27 protein-coding genes are annotated in these 23,864 nt (G+C 66.8%); all 27 read left to right on the plus strand.

Annotated features, from left to right (window positions below; genetic code table 11):
• Positions 1 to 201: 201 nt before the first annotated feature.
• Complete coding sequence (locus tag LX70_RS13235) at positions 202 to 1,257, plus strand: phage protease (protein ID WP_211301716.1); 1,056 nt, start codon at positions 202 to 204, stop codon at positions 1,255 to 1,257.
• Positions 1,257 to 1,688 (plus strand): hypothetical protein, encoded by a 432-nt coding sequence (locus LX70_RS13240; RefSeq protein WP_105515245.1) that lies wholly within the window; start codon positions 1,257 to 1,259, stop codon positions 1,686 to 1,688. The genes LX70_RS13235 and LX70_RS13240 overlap by 1 nt, the downstream gene beginning before the upstream one ends.
• Positions 1,689 to 1,700: 12 nt before the next feature.
• On the plus strand, positions 1,701 to 2,594 hold the full coding sequence (locus tag LX70_RS13245; protein WP_105515246.1) for a Mu-like prophage major head subunit gpT family protein: 894 nt from the start codon (positions 1,701 to 1,703) through the stop codon (positions 2,592 to 2,594).
• 71 nt (positions 2,595 to 2,665) lie between these two features.
• On the plus strand, positions 2,666 to 2,938 hold the full coding sequence (locus LX70_RS13250) for a hypothetical protein (protein WP_105515247.1): 273 nt from the start codon (positions 2,666 to 2,668) through the stop codon (positions 2,936 to 2,938).
• Between the two features lie 115 nt (positions 2,939 to 3,053).
• Complete coding sequence (locus LX70_RS13255) at positions 3,054 to 3,482, plus strand: gp436 family protein (protein WP_105515248.1); 429 nt, start codon at positions 3,054 to 3,056, stop codon at positions 3,480 to 3,482.
• A complete protein-coding gene (locus LX70_RS13260) occupies positions 3,482 to 3,919 on the plus strand; it encodes a phage tail terminator protein (protein WP_105515249.1) in 438 nt (145 codons plus the stop codon). The genes LX70_RS13255 and LX70_RS13260 overlap by 1 nt, the downstream gene beginning before the upstream one ends.
• Complete coding sequence (locus LX70_RS21045; protein ID WP_281260447.1) at positions 3,916 to 4,044, plus strand: hypothetical protein; 129 nt, start codon at positions 3,916 to 3,918, stop codon at positions 4,042 to 4,044. Before LX70_RS13260 ends, LX70_RS21045 begins: the two co-directional genes overlap by 4 nt.
• Before the next feature lies 1 nt (position 4,045).
• Positions 4,046 to 4,984 carry a phage tail tube protein gene (locus LX70_RS13265; protein WP_105515250.1) on the plus strand — a complete coding sequence of 313 codons (939 nt, stop codon included), beginning with the start codon at positions 4,046 to 4,048 and terminating at the stop codon, positions 4,982 to 4,984.
• A 10-nt stretch (positions 4,985 to 4,994) separates the two neighbouring features.
• On the plus strand, positions 4,995 to 5,354 hold the full coding sequence (locus LX70_RS13270) for a hypothetical protein (protein WP_105515251.1): 360 nt from the start codon (positions 4,995 to 4,997) through the stop codon (positions 5,352 to 5,354).
• A 38-nt stretch (positions 5,355 to 5,392) separates the two neighbouring features.
• Complete coding sequence (locus LX70_RS13275) at positions 5,393 to 5,656, plus strand: DUF1799 domain-containing protein (protein ID WP_105515252.1); 264 nt, start codon at positions 5,393 to 5,395, stop codon at positions 5,654 to 5,656.
• Complete coding sequence (locus LX70_RS13280; RefSeq protein ID WP_105515253.1) at positions 5,653 to 8,265, plus strand: phage tail length tape measure family protein; 2,613 nt, start codon at positions 5,653 to 5,655, stop codon at positions 8,263 to 8,265. Before LX70_RS13275 ends, LX70_RS13280 begins: the two co-directional genes overlap by 4 nt.
• A complete protein-coding gene (locus tag LX70_RS13285) occupies positions 8,265 to 8,918 on the plus strand; it encodes a hypothetical protein (RefSeq protein ID WP_245885079.1) in 654 nt (217 codons plus the stop codon). The genes LX70_RS13280 and LX70_RS13285 overlap by 1 nt, the downstream gene beginning before the upstream one ends.
• A gap of 4 nt (positions 8,919 to 8,922) precedes the next feature.
• Entirely contained in the window at positions 8,923 to 9,600 is a 678-nt protein-coding gene (locus LX70_RS13290) for a hypothetical protein (RefSeq protein WP_105515254.1), read from the plus strand.
• Positions 9,597 to 10,031 (plus strand): DUF6950 family protein, encoded by a 435-nt coding sequence (locus tag LX70_RS13295; protein WP_105515255.1) that lies wholly within the window; start codon positions 9,597 to 9,599, stop codon positions 10,029 to 10,031. Before LX70_RS13290 ends, LX70_RS13295 begins: the two co-directional genes overlap by 4 nt.
• A complete protein-coding gene (locus LX70_RS13300; protein WP_105515256.1) occupies positions 10,031 to 13,234 on the plus strand; it encodes a phage tail protein in 3,204 nt (1,067 codons plus the stop codon). The genes LX70_RS13295 and LX70_RS13300 overlap by 1 nt, the downstream gene beginning before the upstream one ends.
• Position 13,235: 1 nt before the next feature.
• Positions 13,236 to 13,823 (plus strand): hypothetical protein, encoded by a 588-nt coding sequence (locus LX70_RS13310; RefSeq protein ID WP_146111609.1) that lies wholly within the window; start codon positions 13,236 to 13,238, stop codon positions 13,821 to 13,823.
• An 11-nt stretch (positions 13,824 to 13,834) separates the two neighbouring features.
• The gene (locus LX70_RS13315) at positions 13,835 to 14,197 is read left to right on the plus strand and encodes a hypothetical protein (protein ID WP_105515259.1); all 363 of its coding nucleotides are present in this window, start codon (positions 13,835 to 13,837) and stop codon (positions 14,195 to 14,197) included.
• Positions 14,187 to 14,498: a hypothetical protein gene (locus LX70_RS13320; protein ID WP_105515260.1), complete on the plus strand. Its 312-nt coding sequence runs from the start codon at positions 14,187 to 14,189 to the stop codon at positions 14,496 to 14,498. Before LX70_RS13315 ends, LX70_RS13320 begins: the two co-directional genes overlap by 11 nt.
• Positions 14,495 to 14,689, plus strand: coding sequence for a hypothetical protein (locus LX70_RS13325; protein ID WP_105515261.1), 195 nt, complete (start codon positions 14,495 to 14,497; stop codon positions 14,687 to 14,689). The genes LX70_RS13320 and LX70_RS13325 overlap by 4 nt, the downstream gene beginning before the upstream one ends.
• Positions 14,686 to 15,738 carry a hypothetical protein gene (locus tag LX70_RS20930; protein ID WP_105515262.1) on the plus strand — a complete coding sequence of 351 codons (1,053 nt, stop codon included), beginning with the start codon at positions 14,686 to 14,688 and terminating at the stop codon, positions 15,736 to 15,738. The genes LX70_RS13325 and LX70_RS20930 overlap by 4 nt, the downstream gene beginning before the upstream one ends.
• Positions 15,738 to 16,349, plus strand: coding sequence for a hypothetical protein (locus LX70_RS13335; protein ID WP_105515263.1), 612 nt, complete (start codon positions 15,738 to 15,740; stop codon positions 16,347 to 16,349). The genes LX70_RS20930 and LX70_RS13335 overlap by 1 nt, the downstream gene beginning before the upstream one ends.
• Positions 16,346 to 19,429, plus strand: a complete 3,084-nt coding sequence (locus tag LX70_RS13340) for a hypothetical protein (RefSeq protein WP_105515264.1) — start codon at positions 16,346 to 16,348, stop codon at positions 19,427 to 19,429. The genes LX70_RS13335 and LX70_RS13340 overlap by 4 nt, the downstream gene beginning before the upstream one ends.
• 13 nt (positions 19,430 to 19,442) lie before the next feature.
• Positions 19,443 to 20,891 carry a hypothetical protein gene (locus LX70_RS13345; protein WP_105515265.1) on the plus strand — a complete coding sequence of 483 codons (1,449 nt, stop codon included), beginning with the start codon at positions 19,443 to 19,445 and terminating at the stop codon, positions 20,889 to 20,891.
• Positions 20,892 to 21,084: 193 nt separating this feature from the next.
• A complete protein-coding gene (locus LX70_RS13350) occupies positions 21,085 to 21,879 on the plus strand; it encodes a DNA adenine methylase (RefSeq protein WP_105515266.1) in 795 nt (264 codons plus the stop codon).
• Positions 21,880 to 22,093: 214 nt separating this feature from the next.
• Positions 22,094 to 22,597: a type III secretion system chaperone family protein gene (locus tag LX70_RS13355; RefSeq protein ID WP_105515267.1), complete on the plus strand. Its 504-nt coding sequence runs from the start codon at positions 22,094 to 22,096 to the stop codon at positions 22,595 to 22,597.
• Between the two features lie 69 nt (positions 22,598 to 22,666).
• Positions 22,667 to 23,479 carry a pyrroline-5-carboxylate reductase gene (gene proC / locus LX70_RS13360; protein WP_105515268.1) on the plus strand — a complete coding sequence of 271 codons (813 nt, stop codon included), beginning with the start codon at positions 22,667 to 22,669 and terminating at the stop codon, positions 23,477 to 23,479.
• On the plus strand, positions 23,476 to 23,811 hold the full coding sequence (locus LX70_RS13365) for a tRNA-binding protein (RefSeq protein ID WP_105515269.1): 336 nt from the start codon (positions 23,476 to 23,478) through the stop codon (positions 23,809 to 23,811). Before proC ends, LX70_RS13365 begins: the two co-directional genes overlap by 4 nt.
• The last annotated feature ends 53 nt before the right edge of the window (positions 23,812 to 23,864 follow it).

Raw genomic sequence — 23,864 nt, forward strand, 5'->3', positions numbered from 1 at the left:
GGACGGAATGCCGCGTCAGCGCCCCGTTAAATACCCATTAAATACCCTTGCCGACTTCCGGGGCTGCGGAGTAGCCTGCGCGGGAAGAGGCCGCTCACGGGCGCGCTGAGCGCCTCTTTCGAAGTCCCCCCTGATCGACCCCTCTGACCCCAGAAACCTCTCGGGGGCGATTTGGTCGTGCGAAGCGGCGATTGTCGCCCCATGACGCACAAGACCACACAGCCCTTCACGGCCTGCATGGCCGAACTTGCGCTTCCCGACGGCGCCGAGGTTCCCGACTGGGTCCACCTCGTGCCGACCGCGAAGGGCGACGTGATGACCGTGGACGGGCGCGGCCCCTACCGGATCGAGGATGCCGAGGCGCTGATCGCGGCGAGCTTCGCCGAAGATGACCGGCTGCAGATCGACGAGAACCACGCCCAGGACCTCGCGGCACCTTCCGGTGGCGCCTCTCCCGCGCGGGGCTGGATCTCGGCGATGGAAGTTCGGGCCGACGGGATCTGGGGAAAGGTCGAGTGGAACTCGGCCGGGCGCTCGCTCGTCGCCGACCGCGCCTACCGGGCGATGTCGCCCGTCATCCTGCACGACAAGGCCAAGAAGATCGTCCGCATCCTGCGGGCGAGCCTGGTGAACCGACCGAACTTCCGTGGCCTTGCCACACTCAATCAGGAGACCGACGAAATGTTCGACTTGAAGAAGCTGGCGAAGGCGCTGAACCTCGCCGAGGACGCGACCGAGGATCAGATCTTCGCCGCTGTCGAGAAGCTGACCGGCGCGGAAACCGCCATTCAGTCCTCGATCGCCGAGATCGGCACCGCGCTCGGCGTCGAAGGCAGTGACGCGAAGGCGATCGTCGCGGCCGCCAAGATCGCAAAGGCTGGCAATGCCGACGTGACCGCGCTGCAGAGCGAGCTGGCCACCGTGAAGGGCGAGCTCGACACGCTCAAGAAGGCGGGTTCGCGCGCCCGCTCCGAGGCGTTCATCGACGGCGCCCTGAAGGAGGGCCGTGCCGGTGTCCGCCAGAGCAATCGCGAGGATCTGATCGCGCTCCATATGGAGCAGCCCGCGACGGTCGAGAAGATGATCGGCGAGATGCCGAAGCTCGACAGCACCCGCACGACCGTCGTCCCGCCTGCGCCGAAGGACGGCGAGGTCGCGTTGAACGCCGAGCAGGCCATGTCGGCCAAGCTGATCGGCGTCGATCCCGAAGCCTATGCCAAGACGCTCGCCGCTGAGCGCAAACAGGAGACCCTCTGATGCCCGCGCTTGCCGCTGACCGTAATACCCCCGAGGCCATTGGCAACGACCGCCAGGGCCTGCTGGGGGCCAACCAGACCGTCTTCGCCGGTGCGCTCCTGATGCGCAACGCGGCGGGCCAGATCCTTGCCGGTGCCACCGCCACCGGCTCGTTCGGTATCGGGCGCGCGGAAGAGCAGGTCGCCTCGACCACCGCCGGTGTGACCCCGGTGAACTACAAGCCGGGCGTCTTCCGCTTCGCCAACTCCGCCGCCGCCGATCTCATCACCGCCGCCGAGATCGGCAACGTCTGCTACATCGTCGACGACCAGACGGTCGCCAAGACGAGTGGCTCCAACACCCGCTCGCCCGCCGGGGTGGTCGACAGCGTGGACGCCCAAGGCGTCTGGGTGCGCTGCGACGAAGCCCTGACCCGCGCCGTTCTGTCGTAAGGAACCCCACACATGCTCATCAACGCAGCGAACCTCGACGGCCTCCGCGTCGGCTTCAAGACCACCTTCCAGGATGGCCTCGGCGAGGCCGATCAGGACTGGCAGATGATCGCCACCGTCGTTCCGGCCACCACGAAGGAACAGAAGTACGGCTGGCTCGGCAAGGTGCCGAACGTCCGCGAATGGATCGGCGCCCGCGCCGTGCAGAACCTCCAGCAGCACGACTATTCGATCAAGGAGAAGCCCTTCGAGCTGACCCTTGGCGTCGATCGTGACGACATCGAGACCGACAACCTCGGGATCTACGGCCCGATGTTCCGGGAAATGGGCATGTCGTCGGGGGCGCACTGGGCCATGATGGTCTACGAGCAGCTGAAGGCAGGCTTCACCGCGAACTGCTACGACAACCAGTTCTTCTTCGACACCGATCACCCGGTGTTGGACGAAAATGGCGTCCCGCAGAGCGTGGCCAACACCGATGGCGGTGGCGGAACGGCATGGTTCCTGCTGGAGACGAGCCGTGCGCTGAAGCCGATCATCCTGCAGAAGCGCAAGGACTTCGAGTTTGTCGCCAAGGACCGGCTGACCGACGACAACGTCTTCAACAACAAGGAATTCATCTACGGCACCGACGCGCGGGGCAACACCGGCTTCGGCTTCTGGCAGATGGCTTGGGGCTCGAAGCAGACGCTCGATGCCGCCCACTATGCAACGGCGCGGTCGGCGCTGATGGGCATGAAGGGCGACTATGGTCGTCCTCTGGGCCTGAAGAAGTTCCTGCTGGTCGTGCCTCCGGCGCTCGAAAGCGCGGCGCGCAAGCTGCTGAACTCCGAATATGCCGCCGGTGGCGAGACGAACGAGTGGAAGGGCACGGCCGAGCTGATGGTCACGCCCTGGCTCGCCTGACACCTGACGGTTTCTGCAGAGGGGGCGGGTCCGCTCGCCCCCTTCCATGAACCGCCAGTCAGGAGCGAACGATGACCGATCCCGTCGAGAAGAAACCCGCCGCCGCGACCGATAAGGCCGCCGAGAAGAAGCCTGCCGCGAAGAAGAAGCGGGAGATCGAGGTCCTGCGCGTCGTCGGGCCGGAAATTGGCCGCCGCCGCGCTGGCCATGCCTTCGGCAAGGCCGAGGTCGAACTCCGCGTCGAGGACCTGACCGACGCCCAGGTCGCCGCGATCCAGTCTGACCCGCTGCTGGTCTCCACGATCGAGACCCGGAGCGAGGACGTTGAAGCCGAGGACGCCTGAGCGTCCCCGGCGGGGAATGCACCCCGAGCGAGGGCATTGATCCGCAGGCGTTTCCGGGGGCGCGCATGCGGGGAGCCAGACGGCCCCCGGACCCATAGGTCCAAGGTGAACGCCCGTGCCCTACACCACCCTCGCAGATCTGACGGCCCGGTTCGGTGATCGCATGCTCGTCGCCCTGACGGATCGGGGTGAGATGTCCACCGGCGCCATCGACACCTCCGTGGTCGACAAGGCGATCGCCGACGCCGATGCCGTCATCGATGGCTATGTCGCTGGCCGCTACCAGACCCCCGTCACCCCCGTGCCCGCGATCCTGGGCGATATCGCCGGTTCGATCGTCATCTGGAAGCTGCATGTCGGTGCGCCGGATCCGAAGGTCGAGGCCGATTACAAGGAAGCGCTGCGCGCGCTGCGCGATATCGCGGCCGGTGTCATCACGCTGGCGTCGGCCGGGACACCCTCGGTCGAAAAGGGCGGCAGCGGCGTCCAGGTGACGGATCGCGAACGGCCCTTCACCGCCGACAACCTCAAAGGCTTCATCTGATGGACGCGGTCACCTTCATCCGCGATCGGATCGGAGCCGAGGTCCCGACGCTGACAGGTCGTATCGAGGGCGCCATGGCTTTCGCCGAGCTGATGCGCCAGAACTCGCTGCCGCAGGTCACGCCGGCTGCTTTCGTGCTGCCTCTCGGGCTGCAGGGCGGCGCCGTCGATGCGGTCACCGGCATCTTCCGTCAGGAGGTGCGCGAGATCGTCGGCGTGATGCTGGTCCTGCGCTCCTTCAGCCGCACGGGCGACAAGGCGATCCCCGAGCTTGAAGAGCTTATCGACGCGGTCGTGAACGCCGTCGCGGGGATCGAGCTGCCCGGTGCGACCGGCGTCTTCTCCCTCGCGCGCGGCTCGATCGTCAGCATGACCGCCGGGACGATTGTCTACCAGCTCGAGTTCCAGCTCTCCGATCAACTGAGGATCCTGACATGACCGACAAGCCGCTGTCCCTGCCGTCCTCCGGCGGCAGCTACATCCGCGACGATAAGGGCGCGCTGAAGCCTGCCCCGAAGAAGCCCGTCAAGGGCGCCACCAAGCCGACCGTGAAGGAGGGCTGACATGCCGACCCCGCTGAAGTGGAACCGCAAGACGCTCCTGTTCGCGATCGAGAGCACCTATGGCACGGACGAAAACCCCGATGCCGCGACCGATGCCATCCTTGCGCAGAACGTGCAGCTCTCCCCGATGGAGGGGCAGGACGAGAGCCGGGAGCTGGAGCTGACGACGCTCGGCGCCCAGCCGACGATCCCGACCGGGATCCACGCCAAGTTGTCGTTCGACGTCGAACTGGCGGGCTCCGGCGCGGCCGGGACACCGCCCGCCTATGGGCCGCTCTTGCGCGGCTGCGCCGTGGCCGAGACGATCGTCGCCGCGACCTCGGTCACCTACAACCCGGTCTCCGACGCGCATGAGAGCGGGACCTTCTACCTCTGGATTGAAGGTACCCTTTACGCCCTCGTCGGATCGCGCGGGACCGCGACCATCCGCATCGAGGCGCAGAAGGTGCCGAAGATCTCGTTCACCTTCACCGGCCTCTTCGTGGCGCCCTCGGCCGTCGTGCAGGCATCGCCGACGCTGACCTCCTGGCAGAAGCCGGTCGTCGCCACCTCGGTCAACACGCCGGTCTTCACCATCGGCGGCACCTCGTTGGTGCTGCGCAGCTGCGAGTTCGACCTGGGCAACGAGGTTGTCGGCCGCTTCCTGATCGGGGCGGAGAACATCCTGATCACCAACAAGGCCGAGAAGATCGCCTGCACCATCGAGGCGGTGCCGCTGGCGACGCTTGACCCCTACGGGCTGGCGCTCGCCCAGACCACCCAGCCGCTCGTCCTGCAACACGGCACCGTCGCCGGTCACAAGGTCGGTCTGAACGTGCCGCTGGCGCAGATGCAGCGTCCGGCCGGCCTAAACCAGCAGCAAGGCATCGTCGAATGGCCGCTGTCGCTCGTGCCGCAGGTGAACGCGGGCAACGACCAGTGGACCCTGACGCTTACCTGAGGAGACAGCCATGTTTGAAATCATCGAGGATCCTCAGTTCGTGGAGGATGTGCGCGTCGACGTTCCCGACGGCGAGGGCTGGCGTAAGGACGTCCTGCGCACCCGGTTCCGGGCGATCCCGGTCTCCGAGATGGAGGAGCTGGAGAACAGCGGCGGCGCCAAGGCCGTCCTCGATCGCATCGTCGTGTCCTTCGAGCAGCTCGTCGATCGGGACAAGAAGCCCGTCGATGGCGCCGGGGAGTGGCGCACGAAACTGCTGGAGTTCGCCTTCGTCCGCTCGGCCATCATCCGCCACTACTACGTCGCCTCGGCGGGGCTCCGCTCGGGAAACTCCGCGAGTTCGGCCGCGCCTGGGCTCGCGCCGAACTGAACGGAGCCTCTAACGATGAAGCCGCGCGCGATGCAGAGATGTTCGGACTGGAGCCGCCCCCGGCTCCGCCGCGCTTTGCCCTCTGGGCAGAGCATCTCGCCGTCGCGCGCGCCTTCCTCTCGATCGACACGCAATGGCGGGTCGCTTCGGGAGGGTTCGGCATGGCGGTGATCGGCCTCGACTATACCGGCGTCAGGTCAGGTCTTCGTGCTGCCGGTATCCGGCTGGACCCGGCAGGATGGGATGACCTCCGCACGATCGAGAGCGCCGCGATCCGCGCGATGAACGAGGCCCAGTCATGACGGCCGGGTCATTCAACGTCTCGATGCTGCTGACGGCCGATGCGAGCCGGGCGAAGGCTGAGCTGGCCTCCACCACCGCCGCCGTGTCCAAGACGAAAGCTGAGGTCGCGGGCCTCGGTCAGCAGAGTGCTGCGACCGATGCTCAGATCGCGGGGCTGCAGGCCGAGCTTGGCCGCATGCGCGCGCAACTCGACGCGGTCGTGCTGGCGGAGGCGAAGGCATCGAGCGCCGCCGAGGCATTGACTGCGAAGGTCGCGCAGCTGGAGGCCGCGCTTGGCAGGGGTGGCGGGCGAAGCGGTGGACGCGGCGCGGCTGGCGCGACATCGAACCTGGTGGCGCAGTTCAACGACGTTGGCCAGATGCTCATCGCGGGTCAGTCACCGCTTCTTCTGGCTGCACAGCAGGGCACCCAGATCAGCCAGGTGCTCGGTCCGCTCGGGGCGCGGGGCGCGGTCCAGGCGCTTAGCGGCGCATTCCTCGGGATGCTGAACCCCGTGAACTTCGCGGTCTTTGGCGCGGTGGCGGCACTCGGCCTTCTGGGCGGTGCGCTGCGTGGTGTCTTCGGCGATGCGAAGTCCGTCGAGGATGCGATCGGCGAGCTCGCCGATGCAACGAAGAGCTGGCAGCAAGAGGCGAAGATCGGCAATGCCGAACTCGCCCGCATGTTCGGCGACGTGACCCCGGAGATCGTCGAGCTTCAGAGGCAGATCACCGAGCTGTCGCTGGTCGAACTGCTTCTGAAGGCCGCTGATGCGACCGACACGCTCGGGAGCAGGTTCGACAACCTCTTCGGCAAGATTTCCCAAAGCCAGATCGCGGACCTGCTCAACGTCCCCCTGTCGCGCCAGGTGACCGGGAAGGACGGTTTCCGCTCGCAGCAGATCGATCCGACGGTGCAGCAGTTCAAGGGTTCCCTCGAAACGCTCAATCAGTCGACCGATCTAAGCGATCAGATCGCCGCATTGCGGTCGATGCGGGAGCTGATCCTGCAATCGGCTGGCGGCATTCGTGGCATGAGCGATGAGCAGAGGGAGTACTTCAAGCTCGTCCGCGCGCTAGAAGCCCAGCTCCTTGCTGCGAAGGCTGCTCAGGAGGGGATTGGCTCTGCGCAACAGATCGCCCAGGCCTGGGGCGAGAAGACCCTTTCCGACCTGCGCAGCGAGGCGGAGATCCGCAATGTCATCCGGGCGTTCGGCGAGGACAGCGTCGAGGTGGTCCGCGCGCGCTTCCAGGCCGAGCGTCAGGCCTTCGAGGCCCTGCTGGCCAGCAAGGATGTCACAGGCCAGTTGCGCGATGACCTCATCGCCGCGTGGGACGCGGCCAACGGAACCGATACCGGGCTGAAAGGCATGCTCGCCTCCTTCCTCGATGTCGTCGGGGCGAGCGATGATACCCGCCGCGCGGTCGAGGATGCCTGGGACGCGATCACCGGCGCCACCGGCGCGACCAACGTCTGGGCCAGTGCCATGGCCGGGGTCGCGGCGCATGTGCGTGGTATCGGTGCAGCGCTCGCATCGCTTGGAAAGACGAACATCGCAAATGCTGCGAAGCAGGTCGAGATTGATGCGCTGAAGGCAGGCAAATCGGCGGCGGACGCCCGGCGCGCCGTTCTGGAAAGCGAGATCCGGGCGGAGGGCAAGGTCCTCGAAGAAAATGCCAAGAACCGCGCTCAGGCGCTCATTGTTCGCTCCGACACCGAGGCCAAGCTGCGCGGCCTGGCACTCGACAAGGAAATCGCCGACTTGCGCACGGCGGCGACTAAGCGTGAGCAGGCCGCCAATCGTGGCGCCTCCGCCAGCCGCAAGCAGACCGAGCGCGCCCAGAAGTACATCGCCAGCCTTCAGGACGAGCTCGACATCCTGCGCGAAACCGACCCTGTGCAGAAGGAGATGATCCGCAACCGGGTGGCGCTTGCCGGGGCGACCGAAGAGGAGCGGAAGAAGGTCGAGGATCTGATCCGCACGAAGCAGCGTGAGGAGAAGGCCCAGAAGCAGGCGCAGGAGGCATGGGACTTCGCGAAGAGCACCGCCTACGACGCGCTCGAAACATTGATCCTTCAGGGCGGCAAAGCCAGCGAGGTCATGTCGAACCTCGCGGCGGCAATCGCCAAGGCTCTCCTGCAATCGGCGCTGCTCGGTACCGGGCCGCTGGCGGGCATCTTCGGCGGTCAGGGCACGGGTCTGTTCGACGTGATCGGCGGCGCGCTCGGGATCCCCGGTGTCCCGGCGAAAGCGGATGGCGGCTTGATGGTCGGCCCCGGCGGGCCGCGCGAAGACAAGATCCTCGCCCGTCTCTCGAATGGCGAATTCGTGGTCAACGCAGCGGCGACGGCCCGGCACCGCCCGCTCCTGGAACAGATCAACCGTGCGCCGGCCTTTGCCAATGGCGGCTTCGTCGGTGGTGGCGGCGCGACCGCCGCCTTCGGCCAGGGCGGTCGTGGCCCGATCGAGATCATGCTGACGCTGAGCGACGATATCAACGCCCGCATCGTCAAGGTCTCCGAAGGTGTCAGCGTTCGCACCGTAAAGGCCGGGCTGCAGCATTACGATGCCAAGGTGCTGCCGGTCAGCCTGCAGAAGGTCCAGGGCGATCCCCGGAGGGTGGGCTGATGCTGATATTTCCCCTCTCTCTGGCCGATTTCTGGGATGAGTTGCTGGTCTCCTCGATGACCTTCGACCCGATCGAGCAAGTGGAAAGCTCGGGCGTCGCGTCCGGCAAGCTCCTGACCCGCGAGGTCGGCCCGACGCTCTGGCGCGGGTCGGTCACGCTGGCGAAGCTGACACCGGCCGAGGCGGCCGATCTCGCGCCGCTCCTCAACCTCGCGCGCAGCAATGGCGCCTCGTTCCTGGTCTGCGATCTGAACCGGCCCTACCCGGCGCTTGACCCGACCGGCAACGCGCTTGGCGCGGCGAGCGTCACCGTGTCGGGCATCAACGTGTCGCGGCGCGGGATCACGCTGACCGGGCTGCCGCCGAACTATCCGCTCAGCCGCGGCGACCTGATCGGGGTACGCTACGGCAGCGGCCCGGTCCGCTACGACCTCCACCGCATCGTCGTGCCATCGAGCGCCGACGTGACCGGCGTGACCGGCTGGAACGAGGTGACGCCGCCCGTCGCCTCCGGCCTGTCGGTCGGCGACCCGGCCGAGCTTGCCCGCCCGACGGTCGAGGCGAAGGTCGTGCCGGGATCGGTCCAGTCCGGGTCCCGCCGCAGCGGCATGGTCGAGGGCGGCGGCTTTTCTTTCGTGCAGACGCTGGGGTGACCTGATGAGAACGCTTTCCGCACCTCTCGCCGCTTTCCTCGCCGCCCGGCCCGGCGCGATCCGGGTCAACACGCTGGTCTGGATCACGGCGCGCAACCGCAGCACCGGGGCGAGCGAGGCGCTTGGGCTCTGGAATGGCCGCGACAACCAGGGCTTTGATATCGGCGGCACGATCCGCGACTACGTCGCCGCTGGCAGCCTGCTGGGCCTTGACCGGATCACCTATGGCACCGGCCTGCAGGTCAGGATGCACACGATCACCCTGTCGGCGATCTCGCCCGAGGTGGAGCAGGCTGTGCGCGGCTATGACGCGCGCCTGGCGCCGGTCGAGGTGCATGGCGTCGTCTTCGATCCGGTCACCAACACCATGGTCGGGTCGCCCTGGCTCGCGCTGCGCGGCTGGGTGGACGAGGTCGAGATCCGCACCCCGGCCGTGGGCGACGAAGGCGGGATCGACCTGCGCATCGCCTCGGCCGCGCGGGCGCTGACGCGCACCCTGTCGCTCAAGCGCGGCGATGGCAGCCACCAGCTGCGCGGCGGCGATCGGTTCCGCCGGTACGCCGAGATTTCCGGTACCGCGACCGTGGCTTGGGGCGAGAACGGTCCCCAGCGGGTTCCGTCGCCGCCCTCCACCCCGGTCCAGCTGCCCTATGGCGGCGTCGTTAGGAGGGGGGGGCTGTGACCCCTGTCGTCCGTCTTCCGCATTGGCGCAGCGCGCTTTCAAAGTGCATTGAAGAAGCCCTTCAACGCCCGTTTGAATGGGGGCAGCACGACTGCGCGCTCTTCGCGGCCGACGCGGTGCTGGCGATGACCGGGGTTGATCCGGCCGAGGGCTGGCGCGGGCGGTACAGCACCCCGCGCGGCGCAATCAGGGTCCTTCGTCAGGATGGCCATGACGATCACATCGCCTATGCGGAAGGGTACCTTCCCGAGGTGCATCCGGCCCGTGCGGCGATGGGTGACATCATGGTGGTGGAGACGCCGGAGGGCGCGGCCCTTGGCGTCGTGACTGGCGCGGTGGTCGCGGTACCCGGTGATGACGGTCTTCGGTTCGTGTCGCGCATCCTGGCATTCCGGGCCTTCCACGTTCCGTTTGCAGGGGAGGTCGTCTGATGCCTCCCGTCGTCACCGCGATCGCCGGTATTGCTTCCTCGATCGGCTTCGGCGCTGCCGCCTCCGCCTGGATCGGCGCGTTCGTCGTCAGGGTCACGCTGTCGCTGGCCTTCTCGGCGCTGGCCCGCGCCCTCGCGCCAAAGCCGAAGCTGCCCGGCCTGACCAACGAGGCGACGCAGACCGGCGGGACCGATCCGCAGTCCTTCCTCCTCGGCCGCTACGCGACCGGCGGTCAGCTCGTCGCCCCGCCGATGACCCATGGCAACGTGGGCAAGACCCCGAACGCCTATCTGACCTATGTCATCGCCGTGTCGGACGTTCCGGGCGTGACGCTGTCGCGGCTCTTCATCGATGGGGAGGTAGCGGTGATCGGCGGTGTGGCCGATCCAGACTATGGCACCCCGGTCGAACTGAAGGGCACCGCAGGGCGGGCTTGGGTGAAGTGGTATGACGGCACCCAGACCGTCGCCGATCCGATGCTCATTGCCAAATACGGCGCCCATCCCGAGCGGCCCTGGTCGGCCGACATGGTGGGGACCGGCGTTGCCTATGCGATCCTGACGTTCCGCTTCGACCGTAACCTCTTCAAGGGCTTTCCGGCGGTCCGCATCGAGGTGGACGGGATCGCGCTTTACGACCCGCGCAAGGACCCGAGCCTGGGCGGCAGTGGCACCCATGACTGGTCTGACCCATCTACCTGGGAGCAGACCGACAACCCGGCCGTCATGATCTACAACATCCTGCGTGGGATCCCGATCCCCGGCGGCGATGTCTGGGGCGGCGGCTGGGATGAGGGCGATCTGCGGACCGATGAATGGTTCGCGGCGATGAATGTCTGCGACGAGCCGGTCGCGCTGGCCGCAGGCGGCACGGAGCCGCGCTTCCGGGCCGGGATGGAGATCACCGTCGATCAGGAGCCAGCCGACGCGATCGAGGAGCTCCTGAAGACCTGCACCGGCCGCATGGCGGATGTCGGCGGGGTGATGAAGATCGTTGTCGGCCCGCCGGGCGCGCCGGTGAAGGTCATCACCGACGACGACATCATCATCACCGACGAGCAGAGTGCCTCGCTCTTCCCCTCGCTTGCGCAGACCCACAATGGGGTCCACGCGACCTTCCCCGATCCTGCCTCCCTCTGGGAGAACCGCGACGCGCCCCCGCGCTACGACGCGACGGCCGAGACCGCCGACGGCCGCCGTCTGATCGCCACCGTCTCGCTGCCTGCCTGCCCCTATGGCGACCAGGTGCAGCGGCTGATGCAGGCATGGATCAACGAGGAGCGGCGCTTCCGCCGTCACCAGCATGTCCTGCCGCCGGATTTCACGATCCTCGAGCCGCTCGATGTCTTCGCCTGGACGAGCAATCGCAACGGCTATTCGGGCAAGACCTTCGAGGTCGACGAGATCGTCCATGATCCCGTCAGCCTGCTTCAGGCGGGCAGCTACCGCGAGGTCGATGCGGCCGACTACGATTGGGACACCAGTCTCGAGGTGCCGTGGGTGGCGCCGACGCCCGGCACGTCGCTGACGCCGCCGCAGGGTGTCCCGAGCTTCGCCGCCTCCGGGATCGCGCTCGATGACACCAACGGCGATCCGCGCCGCCCGGCGATCATCCTGACATGGGACGGGACAGACCTCGATGACGTCTCTGCGCTGGAATACGAGCTCCGCCTTCAGGGCGGCGTCCAGGTGGTCAGCGGCGCCACGCTGTCGGTCGCGAGCGGCAGCCTGGTCATCTCGGCCGGGATCATCCCGGACACCGCCTACGAGGCGCGCGCGCGCCTGATCGCGCCGCGCCCGGTCAGCTGGACCGCCTGGACCTTGGCGACGACACCCGGAACCTACATTGCGCCCACGGACTTCGGGACCCAGATCGACAGCTGGTTCGCCGATGCCGGGATTTCCGTCCCGAGGCTCGTGAACACGCTGCCGCCGAACGATGGCAGCCGCGTCGATGACGAATGGGTCTACCTGGTCCCCGAGAAGAAGCTCTACCGCTGGAGCGCTGCGGCGACGGATTGGGTCAGCATCATCGACCCGGAGGATATTCCTGACGGTGCGCTGGACGGATCGAAGGTCGCCTATGCGACGCTGGTGGCGGGCCTCTTCGCCGCCGGGGCGGTGCGCGCGGGCGACATGACGATCGACGGCAACCTGCGCCTCGATGCCGCCGGGGCCGGGTTCTCGATCGGCAAGGATGACGCGGCCGACAACGTCAACACCGGCCTCTATGTCGGCCGCCGTGTCGCGCCGGGCGGTGGCGTGGGCTTCGGCTTCCTGCTCGGCACCACCTCACTCAGCGGCGTCCCGCGCTCGATCTCGGCCTCCGATGACCAAGGCGTGGCGGCCGTCAACATGACCTTCGGGTTGCTGGCCGATCTGGCCCCCGCCGCAGCCAGTTATACGACCTCCCAGACGGTCGCGCTGGCCGGGACGACGAAGTCGATCACGCTCACGCTGCTGGGCGGCGGCGGCGGATCGACCACGGTGGGCGGGCAGACCAAGGTCGAGCTCTATGAGGCAGGCGCGCCGACCGGCATCGAATGGACGGCGGACGGTGGGGCGGCGAACGGGGCGGCCACGAAGGACGGTCAGAACTCGATCCTGGGCAGCGGCGGCATCGGGAGCCTGACCGTCTGGCGCGGAGGCGAAAACGGCGACTGGAGCACGACGCCCGGCACGGACGCCACCGGCTATGGTGCCGGGGGTGGCGGGCGCTGGCATCAGAGCTTCGGCACGACGCTGGGGGGCGGTGCGGCCCAGCCCACCTATGTCGTCGCCTATGACGTCTCGGGCTACACCAGCCCGTCGCTGGTCATCACCATCGGCGCCAAGGGTACCGGCATCACGGAACCTTCGCCCGGCATCGTGAAGGTCCAGCAGTTCACCAAGCAGGTGGTTCCGGCGGGCGTCATCCCCTTCGCCCCGACCGCGACGGGGACCTTCGTGAAGGGCGCGGGCGCGACCGGCGCGGCGATCTTCCCCGATTTCAGCAGCCAGAAGGGACTTTGGGTCATCTCCAACAGCGCCGGGTCCGGCGGGCTGGGCATGGCGGTCAAGATCGACAGCGCCGGGACGGTGCATGACGTCACGGGCATCGGGTCGCTCAGCTTCATCTCCGACATCCGGCCGGAGGTGACCACGTCCGACGGCACGGCCCGGACCATCCAGTATGCGTTCTATCGCATGAGCGTGGAGGATTGAGATGATCGTCTTCTATGACCCCACGCCGGTGAGCACGAACCCCGATCGCTACCGCATCCTCTGGACGGCGAAGGGCGACCGCGATGACCTGACCGAGGGCAAGGCCAACTGGATCGAGGTGGCGGATCAGGCGCTCGAAACCCTCGACGGATGGGTGGTCGAGGGCGGCGCACTGGTCCTCGCCGATCTGACGGCCTACCGGCGCGAGGCCATTGCGCGGATCAACGAGGCGGCAGGCCAGACCCGGCTCCAGTTCATCACGGACATTCCGGGCCAGCAGATGCTCTACCAGGCAAAGGAGCAGGAGGCCGCCGCATACCTGGCCGAAAGCCCGGCCCCGGTCGATCTCTCGAACTATCCGCTGATGGCGGCCGAGGTCGGGGCCGGCCTGACGGCGCTCACGCCGCTCGATCTCGCGCAAACCTGGTTGGCGATGGCGAACCAGTGGCGCCTCGTCGCGGCGGCGATCGAGAACGTCCGCCTGCTGCATGTCTATGCGGTCGAACAGGCCGCCGACCTCGCCACCATCGACCAGTATGTCGCGCAGGCCCTTTCGCTTCTCGCCTCGATCGTAACGCCGCAGCCATAGGAGACCTGACCATGTCCAACCCCATCGACTGGCTCCTGAAGCTCTGGACCTCGCCTTCCGCGTTCAAGGGCGACGCGCGGGGCTATGTGCTCAACCAGCTCGGCCACGGATACATCATCGGCGGGATCCCGGCCGCGCTCTGGGGGCCGGTCGCGATCCTGCCGCTGATCGTCCTTTACCTGGTCATCGTCGAACTGCCGCAGGCGGTCCTCTGGGGCGGATCGGTCGGCGACGGGGTCGAGGATACCGCGCATGTGGCGACGGTGGGGGTGGCCGTCGCCTACGGCGTCTGGCCCGCGCTCGGCGCTCACATGCTCTTCATCATCGCCGGTGCCATCGCGCGCAGCCGGAAAGGAGGCTCCGATGCAGTTTGAGATCAAGCAGGGCGAAGACCTGGTGATCGACTTCACCCGGCGCGACGCGGCAGGCGTCCCCGTCGATATCAGTGGCGACACGATCACATCGAAGGTGGCAATGCGCGATTTCTCGGGCGACCTGACCACCGCGAAGGTGAACGCGGCCGCCGGGCAAGGCCGCCTGACCGCGAGCGCGGCCGAGACCGCGACATGGCCTGCCGCGACGCTCGAGGCCGACGTGAAGTTCGATGGCGGGGCGGGGCAGGTTCGGAAATCGAAGACCTTCCGCATCAAGGTCACGAAGGGTCCGACGCCATGAGCTTCACCCTCGATCTTGTCGACCAGTTCCGCGTCTCGGGCATCGACCCGGAGACCGGCAGAACTGCCACCGCTGTCGTGATCGCGCTTGGCGACGACAGCCTCACCCTCACCGCTGGAAGCCCGGTCGCGGGCGGCACCACGACGCAGGTCTTCGACGCCAGCGTCTTTGAAGCAGGAGTGTTCGAATGACCATCACGAAGCGCCTCGTCAAGGGATCGCCCGTCACCGCCGCCGAGTATGACGGCACCCTCGATGACCTGATCGCCCAGATCGCCGCGAAGGCCGCGCTGGCGAGCCCCGCGCTGACCGGGACGCCGACGGCGCCCACGGCCGCCGCCGGGGTCAACACGACGCAGATCGCCACCACCGCCTTCGTCGCCGCCGCGATCGCCAACCTGATCGCCTCGGCCCCCGGCGCGCTCGACACGCTGAACGAGCTGGCCGCCGCCCTCGGCGACGATCCGAACTTCGCCGCCACCGTGACCAACGCGCTGGCGCTGAAGGCACCGCTGGCAAGCCCCGCGCTGACCGGCAACCCGACCGCGCCGACCCAGACCGCTGGGAACAACAGCACCCGGCTCGCCACGACCGCCTTCGTGATGGCGGCGGTCGCGGGCGCGGGCGGGGGCGTGGCGCCTGAGGTCGGCTCCGGCGCGCCGAGCTCCGCCCCGTCGGCGGCGGGCCTCTTCTACATCGACAACAACAGCTACGACCTCTACTTCTCGACCGGCGCAGCGACCGTGACGGACTGGCGCAAGGCCATCGATGACACCGATGGCGGGGCGATCTCGGCCAAGGGGACGCCGCTGCTGGCCGACACGGTCTTCCAGTTCGACAGCGCCAACAGCGACGCGCCGGTGATCTCCACCTGGACGCAGATCATCGCCGCGCTGGCGCTGGTCACACTGGACGGCTCCGGTCGCCTCGTGAACCCGAAAACCATCTATGCCTCCTATAACGGCGGCACCCCGGCGGCGGCCTCGACCTACACCCCGGCGGCGGCGAACGGGAACCTGTCGCATATCACCAACAATGCGGCCTTCACGCTCGGTGTCCCGGCGAACCCCGGAGCCTTCATCGTTGAGGTCGTGAATGGCGCGACGGCCGGGGCGATCACCACGAGCGCCTATACCAAGGTCACCGGGGACGCCTTCACCACGACCAATGGCGACAAGTTCGTCTGTCGGATCACCGTGACGAACTCGACCTCGGAGCTGAATGTCGAGGCGATGCAGTGATGCTCTTCCCGCGCCCCCATATCGCCGCCGCCGGTGGAACCCCGAGCTTCACGACGCACGGGACCTACTTCTACGGCACCAACACCGGCACGAATAACGGACAGGTCACCTTCAAGGGCCGCCTGCTGTATCCGGCCTATCCGTCCGGCGGGGAGACGATCTTCTCGATCAGCGGGCTCCAGGTGCGTCAGGAAATCATGCCGGACGGCTCGGTCAGAAGCACCCTGAAGGACAATGCCGGTGCGACGCTGCTCAACAACGCGCAGTCCGTCGCCGGTGTCATTCCCGCCGCGACGATGGTGGATTGGCTGCTATCGATTGATCTGGCCGCTGGCTACATGCGGACCTTCATCGACGGGTCCCTGGTCGATGACCGATCCTTCACCAGCGTACCGCAGACCTTCCAGACCAACCGCCAGTTCTCCTTCCTTTGCGCCAACTCCACGGCGCTTGGAACCCCTGCGAGCCTCGTCATCGAACATCTTAAGGTCTGGAAGGACACCGCCGCGCCGACGGGCGTCGAACCCGTCACCACGCCGCTCAAGACCATCGCGGGCAACGCGGCCGCCGCGAATGCCGATGCCTGGAAACTCGGGGGAGACGCGACATGACCGTGACCTATCAGCACCCGACAGCGGGCCAGATCATCGTCGGTGCCAGCCCCGCCGCGACGCGGACGGTGCCGCTTCCGGCCGGTGTGCCGCCGAGCGCGGCCGGGTCGATCGCCGACCAGGTCGTGACGCAGGGCGCGGGGGCGCTGACGCTGTCTTTGGGGGCGTATTTCGCAGGCTCCGGCCTCTCCTATGCCCTGCAATCCGCCGTGACCGGCGTGTCGATCACCGGCTCGACACTGACGATCGACGATACCAACGTGCTGGCGGCGGCCAGCGTCACGGTCGTGGCCTCGAACGCCTTCGGCCCCGACGCGACGCAGAGCTTCAGCCGCGAGGTGCGCGCCCCGGCCACCGGCGGCACGATCTCGATCGATCCGTTCGTCCGTGATGAGGTCGTGTTCGACCTCGGCACCGCCGTCGGCGATCCCGAGGCGCAGATCCCGCTCAGCGGCACCGCCGGGCCGGGAGAAGTCGTACAGGCCCGCGCCGTCAGCCTGGACGATTTCGGGATCTCGACGACCGCGTGGCAGGACGTGGCGACGGCCGATGGCGTGGGGGATTGGTCCGGGACGCTCGCGTTCACCTCGATCAGCAACAGCCGGTTCAACGCCGAGGTTCGTCTGAAGCTTGCGCCTGGCACAACCGCGACCGGGACCAAGACCTTCTGCATCGGCCATACCGCGATCGACATCGCGCAGTCCGAACGCTACCGCTTCCGCGATCCCTACTTCAGCCAGAACACGGTCCCCGAGGCGATCATCGACGTGCGCGAGGCGGTGCAGCAGCTCGCCGCGCCCTACCGCGTCGGCCGGGTGAAACCGACCAGCCAGCAGCCTTTCACCATCGGCGTGGATGCCCTGCCGACCGGGATCACGCTGTCAGGAAAGACGGTCTCGGTGAACCCGTCCACCTATGACGGCGCGCCGTTCGACAACTGGTACTGCCCGGACGTCCAGTTCGAGGTCAGCGATCCGCGCTTCGTCATGCGGCGCAGCAAGATCGAGGTCGTCAGCGATTTCAGCATCGCCTTCAGCTTGCAGTTCATGAACGGCGGCGGCTTCAAGCTCATCCGCGACTGCGAGCTTGTCGCGCTGCCTGGTGGCCTGGGCTTCACCGCGTTTCTGAAGGAGGAGGTGAGCGGCTCCGGTACCGGCATGGTGCTGCCGGATATGGGGCTCTTCTGCCGCAACAAGCTTTCGGGCTCGAGCGGGGATGTCTTCAAGGTCGGCAAGGGGGCCTATCTCGAAAACCTGATCGAGTGGACCTGGAACGTCCCCGGCACCCCGACAGCGTGGCTGGCGGGCACGACCTTTGCGGCAGGCGACTTCACCCTCTTCAATGGCAACTACTTCCGCTCGAAGTCCAGCGGCAACACCGGCAACCAGCCCCCGAGCACCCAGACCGACAATACGTACTGGCAGAGCTGGAACCCGCATTCGGACTTCTTCAACCCCCAGCACGGCGTCGATGGCGGCCTCATCATCGGGCGCAACCTCATCAAGGCCGACAGCGCCCGAGCGGCCGGAAACACGCTGACCGGCATCAACAACGTCCTTTTCCGCATGGACCGCGACCCGGCCTATGTCTCGAGCCAGAACAAGATCGACAAGGTTCTGGTCGAGGAGAACGTCCTGATCCGCGACGCCTCGGTCCAGTCCTACGCAGCCAGCCTGCAGAGCGGGGTCAACGTGACGCCGCCGACCTTCCGGGGCAATGCGATCACGCCGTCGAATGCCGGGAGCGAGGGGATCATCTACCCGAATAACATCCCGGCCGGGACCGAGTGGACCGACAACCGCCGCACGACCGACAATACGGTCATCGACAACTCGCTCTGGGCCAACACGGTCGTCGGCACCTATACCTCCTCGGCCGAGAAGTGCGTCCAGTTCGCCTCCCACGATGACGGGACGATCAACCCCGCCGCCTATATCAACTCCGGCAACCGGCCGACGGCGGGCGTCGCGGCGATGGCCAACAGCCTGATCTCGGAATATCCGGGGCGCCGCTTCGCTCTGGGGGCCGCGACGAAGTCCGGCACGAGCCTGTCGCAACTCCTGAACGACGCCTCGACGGTGCGCCAGTTCGCCCATTACACCGCCTTTGCCGACTATCTCTGCCCGCACGGGTCCGAACCCGGCGCGATCACGATGTACTGGCAGGCGAGCGACCAGGCGCTCGGCGCCAACTTCGGCGACAACATCGAGCCGATGCTGACCGGAAAATACCTCGATGGCAGCCCGGTGACCGTGCCGGTGAACCTCGGCCAGCGCTCGGTCGATCACACCATGGCCGAGGCGCACGGGCCGTTCACGCGGACCCGGTACCTCCTCTGCGGCCCCGGATCGCGTGGACCGGAGGAGGACATGGACAACGCCACCCACACGACCAACCCCAATCCGGTCAATGGCTCCTATCACCAGTTCACGATGGAGAACTACGAGAAGATCCGCGCCGAGTACCGGATCATGGTTGCCTCGGTCGGCGCCCAAGGCGCGATCCATCCCTTCGTCGGCATCCAGCCGCTGGCGCATTACTGCGCCAAGGGCGACGGGGTCCACCCGTCGGACCATGTGGACGGCCTGCCGACCATGGGGCGCTACATCGCCATCGAGACGCTGCAGGGTCTCGGCCTGCTGCCGGATTTCGCGCTCCGCTTCGACCAGTCCTTCTTCGCCTCCGACGGCTCCTACGCGGAGTTCTGGAGCGCGCAGGGCGATGTCACGACGGCGCGGCGCGAGCGCGGTCTGGCGGCGATCCCGGCGACCTATCCGCACCGCACCGAGGTCTTCGCTTGGGAGATCGGCAACACCTGGGGTGCGGCGGAACCGGCCGAAAGCGCGAACATCGTCAACGGCCGGGTGCGGATCGCCCCGAATACCGGCCTCTTCGCCGACGGGCAGGTCTTTGCCTTCGGCCGGGGTGGCGCGACCGGCATCATCAAGGCGGTGGACGACAGCGCCGATCGCTACGACCTCAACTACCCGCTCGTCGATCTCGGCTTCTACAAGCTCGACGGCCTTCCCATCGAACCCATGCCCGACCCGCTGATCCTGACGGCCAGCGGCATTGTCTGAAGGAGATCCTGACATGACCCTCGATCCGATCAATCCTCGCTACGAATACGCCCCCGACGTTGAGCCCGCCGATGGCCTGCGCTCCACCGTCTATGACAAGGTCCACGGGATCTTGTTCCTGACTTCGGTCGCCGCCATCGAAGAGGTCAAGACCGGCGATTTCCTCGTCACCATGCGCGCGAAGAGCATCGCCGACCTCGATGCCAACGCGCCCACGCCGGAGCCGGAGCCGGTCGATCCGCCGGTGGAGCCTGAACCCGAGCCTGAGCCGGAACCCGAACCACAGCCTGAGCCGGTCGATCCTGATCCGACGCCTGACCCCGATCCTGTTCCCTCGCCGACGCCGATCCCCGGCAGGGCGACCTCCGTTCAGGACGTGATCGACGGCATCAAGAGCAGCCGGGGTCGTGACATCATCATGGCGCCCGGCGACTACCCGGCGCTGAACCTCTCCGGCCTGGGCGCCGGGCCGGAGACGATGATCGTGGCGGACCCGGATACCGTCACTTTCAAGCGGGTGCGGATCACCGGAACGCCGTCGATCGTCTTTAGGGACGTGAACGCCTGCCCGGACGCCGACAGCCGCCCGTTGATGTCTGGCAACATGCACCCGATGATCGTGGTGGCCGATGCGGCCAGCCCCGGCATCATCTGGTCCGGCGGCCGGATCATGTCGCGCCGTGACGGTCTCGACTACCTGCTCTTCGACCGTGACCAGATCGCGTCGGCGGAATGGATGGGGATGCGGCTGAGCGGCGCTGACAGCGCGGCCTTGGGCGTTCATGTCGCTGCGGTGTGGAAGGCCATCAACCTCGACGGCCATCGCGCCATCGCGCGTCACAACAAGACCGAGGGCATGACCTGCGACGCTCTCAACTGGACCGCCCATGATGCCGTCATCGAGGATAACGACGCCTGGAACTTTCTGTATATCAGCGAGGACCATAAAGACACTGGTCAAACCTGGCCGATGTTCGATGCGGCCGGAAAATACGTTGGCTCCAAGGGAACAGGTCGCGTTGTCCTTCGGACCATCTACCGTAGGAACCGCAGCGTGGACTGGCAGGCCGACCCCATGCACCCGTTCCGGGCCGCCGCCCAGGGCTTCAATGGTCACAATGGTCCCCACGAGGACATGGTGATCGAGGATAACGAGGCGTGGGTCGCCGCTGGCTGGGGCGCGAACTGGAACGCGACCCGGAACTCGTCCTTCCGGCGAAACAAGATCTACTACACCGATGGCCCGACCAACATCCGGCCCGATGTCAGCATGTTCCCGAACTCTGGCAACCCCGTTAATCCGGCCGTCCACCCGGTCCTGAACATCTCCGGCCAGGGCAACACGGTCGAGGACAACGTGGCCCCGTCAATCCGGCTGAACAATGTCAGCCTGATCGGCCAGAACGGGAACCGGAAGCCCGACTATGCGACGGCGGTGCGGCCGGTCCTCTCGGCCGGGTAGCCTGACCCCTGAAGCTCGGCCTTCCGGCGTCAGCCGGGAGGCCAGAGGGCGCGCCAACGCCCTCTGACACGGGGCAGCGTTAACACCCCCGCCGACCAGCTGAAGCTTATGGTCGCTCCCCCCTGAGCTCAGGGACGCGCTTTAAGGCACGATTCGCATGTCCGGGAAAAGCCCCCATTCAATACACCCTTCAATGCCCTCTTTAACGGCCGTGGAACCCGTCGCTCCGGTGGCCCCATGGCTCGGCGGAAAACGCAACCTCGCCAAGCGCATCGTGGCCCGGATCGATGCGATCGATCACGCCACCTATGCCGAGCCCTTCGTGGGCATGGGAGGCATCTTCCTGCGGCGGACACGACGTCCGCGAGCTGAGGTGATCAACGACTACGGCCGCGACGTCGCCAACCTCTTCCGCATCCTGCAGCGCCACTACCCCCAATTCATCGAGACGCTGCGGTTCCAGCTCACCACCCGCGCGGAATTCGAGCGGCTGGTGGCCACCAACCCCGAGACGCTGACCGATCTGGAGCGGGCGGGCCGGTTTCTCTACCTCCAGCGCACCGCCTTCGGTGGCAAGGTCTCCGGCCGCAACTTCGGCGTCGATAAGACGAGGCCCGGCCGGTTCAACCTCAGCACGCTGGAGCCAATGCTGGAAGACCTGCACAGCCGCCTTGCGGGCGTCGTGATCGAGTGCCTGGACTTCGAGCGGTTCCTCGATCGGTACGACGGCGAGGGGACGCTCTTCTACCTCGATCCGCCCTACTGGGGCTGCGAGGGGGACTACGGCAAGGCGCTCTTCAGTCGGGCCGACTTCACGCGGCTGGCGACTCGGCTGGCACAACTGAAGGGCCGGTTCATCCTGTCGATCAACGACCTGCCAGAGGTGCGGGAGGTGTTCGCCGCCTTTGAGATCGAGGCATTGACGACGACCTATTCGATCGGGGAGAAGCCGACAGCAGCGGCAGAGCTACTGGTGACCAACCTCTGAAAATCGGATGTTGCAAGTATCTTTGTCACACACTGCAAGTTTTGCTGTCACGCCACACAGGCGGCGCTTATCCACAAAATATTGCTTTACAGAGACCCTGGTGGCCTGCACCATATCTTGTAAGGGCGGCGTCGGGCAGACGCCGATCCTTGTAAGCGTTCCCTGCCTCTTGTGGGTCATGACCCGCCGGGGGCAAGATAAGCAGAGGCCGGGCATGTCAGTATCTGAGAGCTATCTTCACACCGACGACCTGCACCCGATCGACATTGTCGAAACGCTTGCCGCGCATCACGACTGGGATTTTGACCGGGTGACGGACGACCAGATCGCGATGGCGGTCGAAGGGCAGTGGCGGACCTATTCGATCACGCTTGCCTGGTCGCCCTATGACGAGACGTTGCGCCTGATCTGCACGTTCGAGATGGACCCGCCGGAGGAGCGCGTGCCTGCCCTTTACGACACGCTGAACCGCACCAATGACATGGTCTGGAGCGGCGCGTTCACCTATTGGCGCGAACAGCGGATGATGGTCTGGCGCTATGGCCTGTCGCTTGCCGGGGGGCAGATCGCCGGGGCCGAACAGATCGACCGCATGATCACCGAGGCCGTGACCTCCGCCGAACGCTTCTACCCCGCCTTCCAGCTTGTCTGCTGGGGTAATGACAGCCCCGAACGGGCGCTTGAGATGGCGATGGGGCAGGCCTTCGGTCGCGCCTGAACCGGGCGGTTTTGGGGTTTTCCTTCCCGCGATGATCACGCATCTTCCCTGCCGAAAGGGAGGTGCGCCATGGATATGACGACGGTGCGCGACAGGGGCCTTGTGCTTCTTGGCTGCGGCAAGATGGGGTCTGCCATGCTGGCGGGCTGGCTGAAGGGCGGCTTGCCGGCGGGCAGCGTCTTCGTGGTCGATCCGAACCCCTCCGACTGGCTGAAGGGGCAGGGCGTTCATCTGAACGCGGGCCTGCCCGACGATCCCGCCATCGTCCTCGTCGCGGTCAAGCCGCAGATGATGGCCGAGGCACTGCCGCGTCTGAAGATGCTTGGCAACGGTCGGACGCTGTTCCTGTCGGTCGCCGCCGGGACCCGCATCGCCTATTATGAGGCCACGCTGGGCGCGAAGACGCCGATCGTGCGGGCGATGCCGAACACGCCTGCCGCCATCGGCCGGGGTATCACCGCCATCTGCGGCAACGGGCAGGCGAGCGAGGCGCATCTGGCGCTGTCCGAGGCGCTGTTGTCGGCGGTGGGGCAGGTCGTCAGGCTGGACGGCGAACATCAGATGGACGCGGTGACGGCGGTGTCCGGTTCCGGCCCCGCCTATGTCTTCCACCTGATCGAGACGTTGGCAGCGGCGGGGGCGGCCGAGGGGCTGCCTGCCGATCTGGCGATGACGCTTGCCAAGGCGACTGTCGCGGGGGCCGGTGCGCTGGCCGAAGAGGCCGATGAGGATCCCGGCCAGTTGCGCGTCAACGTGACCTCGCCCGGCGGCACGACGGCCGCCGCGCTGGCGGTGCTGATGGATGAAGGGCAGGGCTTCCCGGCGCTGTTGAAAAGGGCCGTCCATGCGGCGGCCGAACGCGGAAAGGAACTTGGCCAATGACGATCAGCTTCGACGATTTCCTGAAGGTGGACATCCGCGTTGGCCGTATCACAAAGGCGGAACCTTTCCCCGAGGCACGCAAACCCGCCTTCAAGCTCTGGGTCGATTTCGGCGGTGAGATCGGGGAGAAGAAATCCTCTGCCCAGATCACCAGGCACTACACGCTTGAGGACCTGGTGGGGCGGCAGGTCCTTGCCGTCGTCAACTTCCCCCCGCGCCAGATCGGGCCGGTGAAGTCCGAGGTGCTGGTCCTGGGCGTCCCGGATGAAGAGGGTGAGGTGGTCCTGATCGGGCCGGGCCACGGGGTGCCGCTGGGCGGGCGGCTGTTCTGAAGCGTTTCGGGTTTGCGTTGGAAACCAAGCATCAGAATTCGAACGAAATAAGT

The sequence above is a fragment of the Albidovulum denitrificans genome, assembly GCF_002973535.1.
Classification (GTDB): domain Bacteria; phylum Pseudomonadota; class Alphaproteobacteria; order Rhodobacterales; family Rhodobacteraceae; genus Albidovulum; species Albidovulum denitrificans.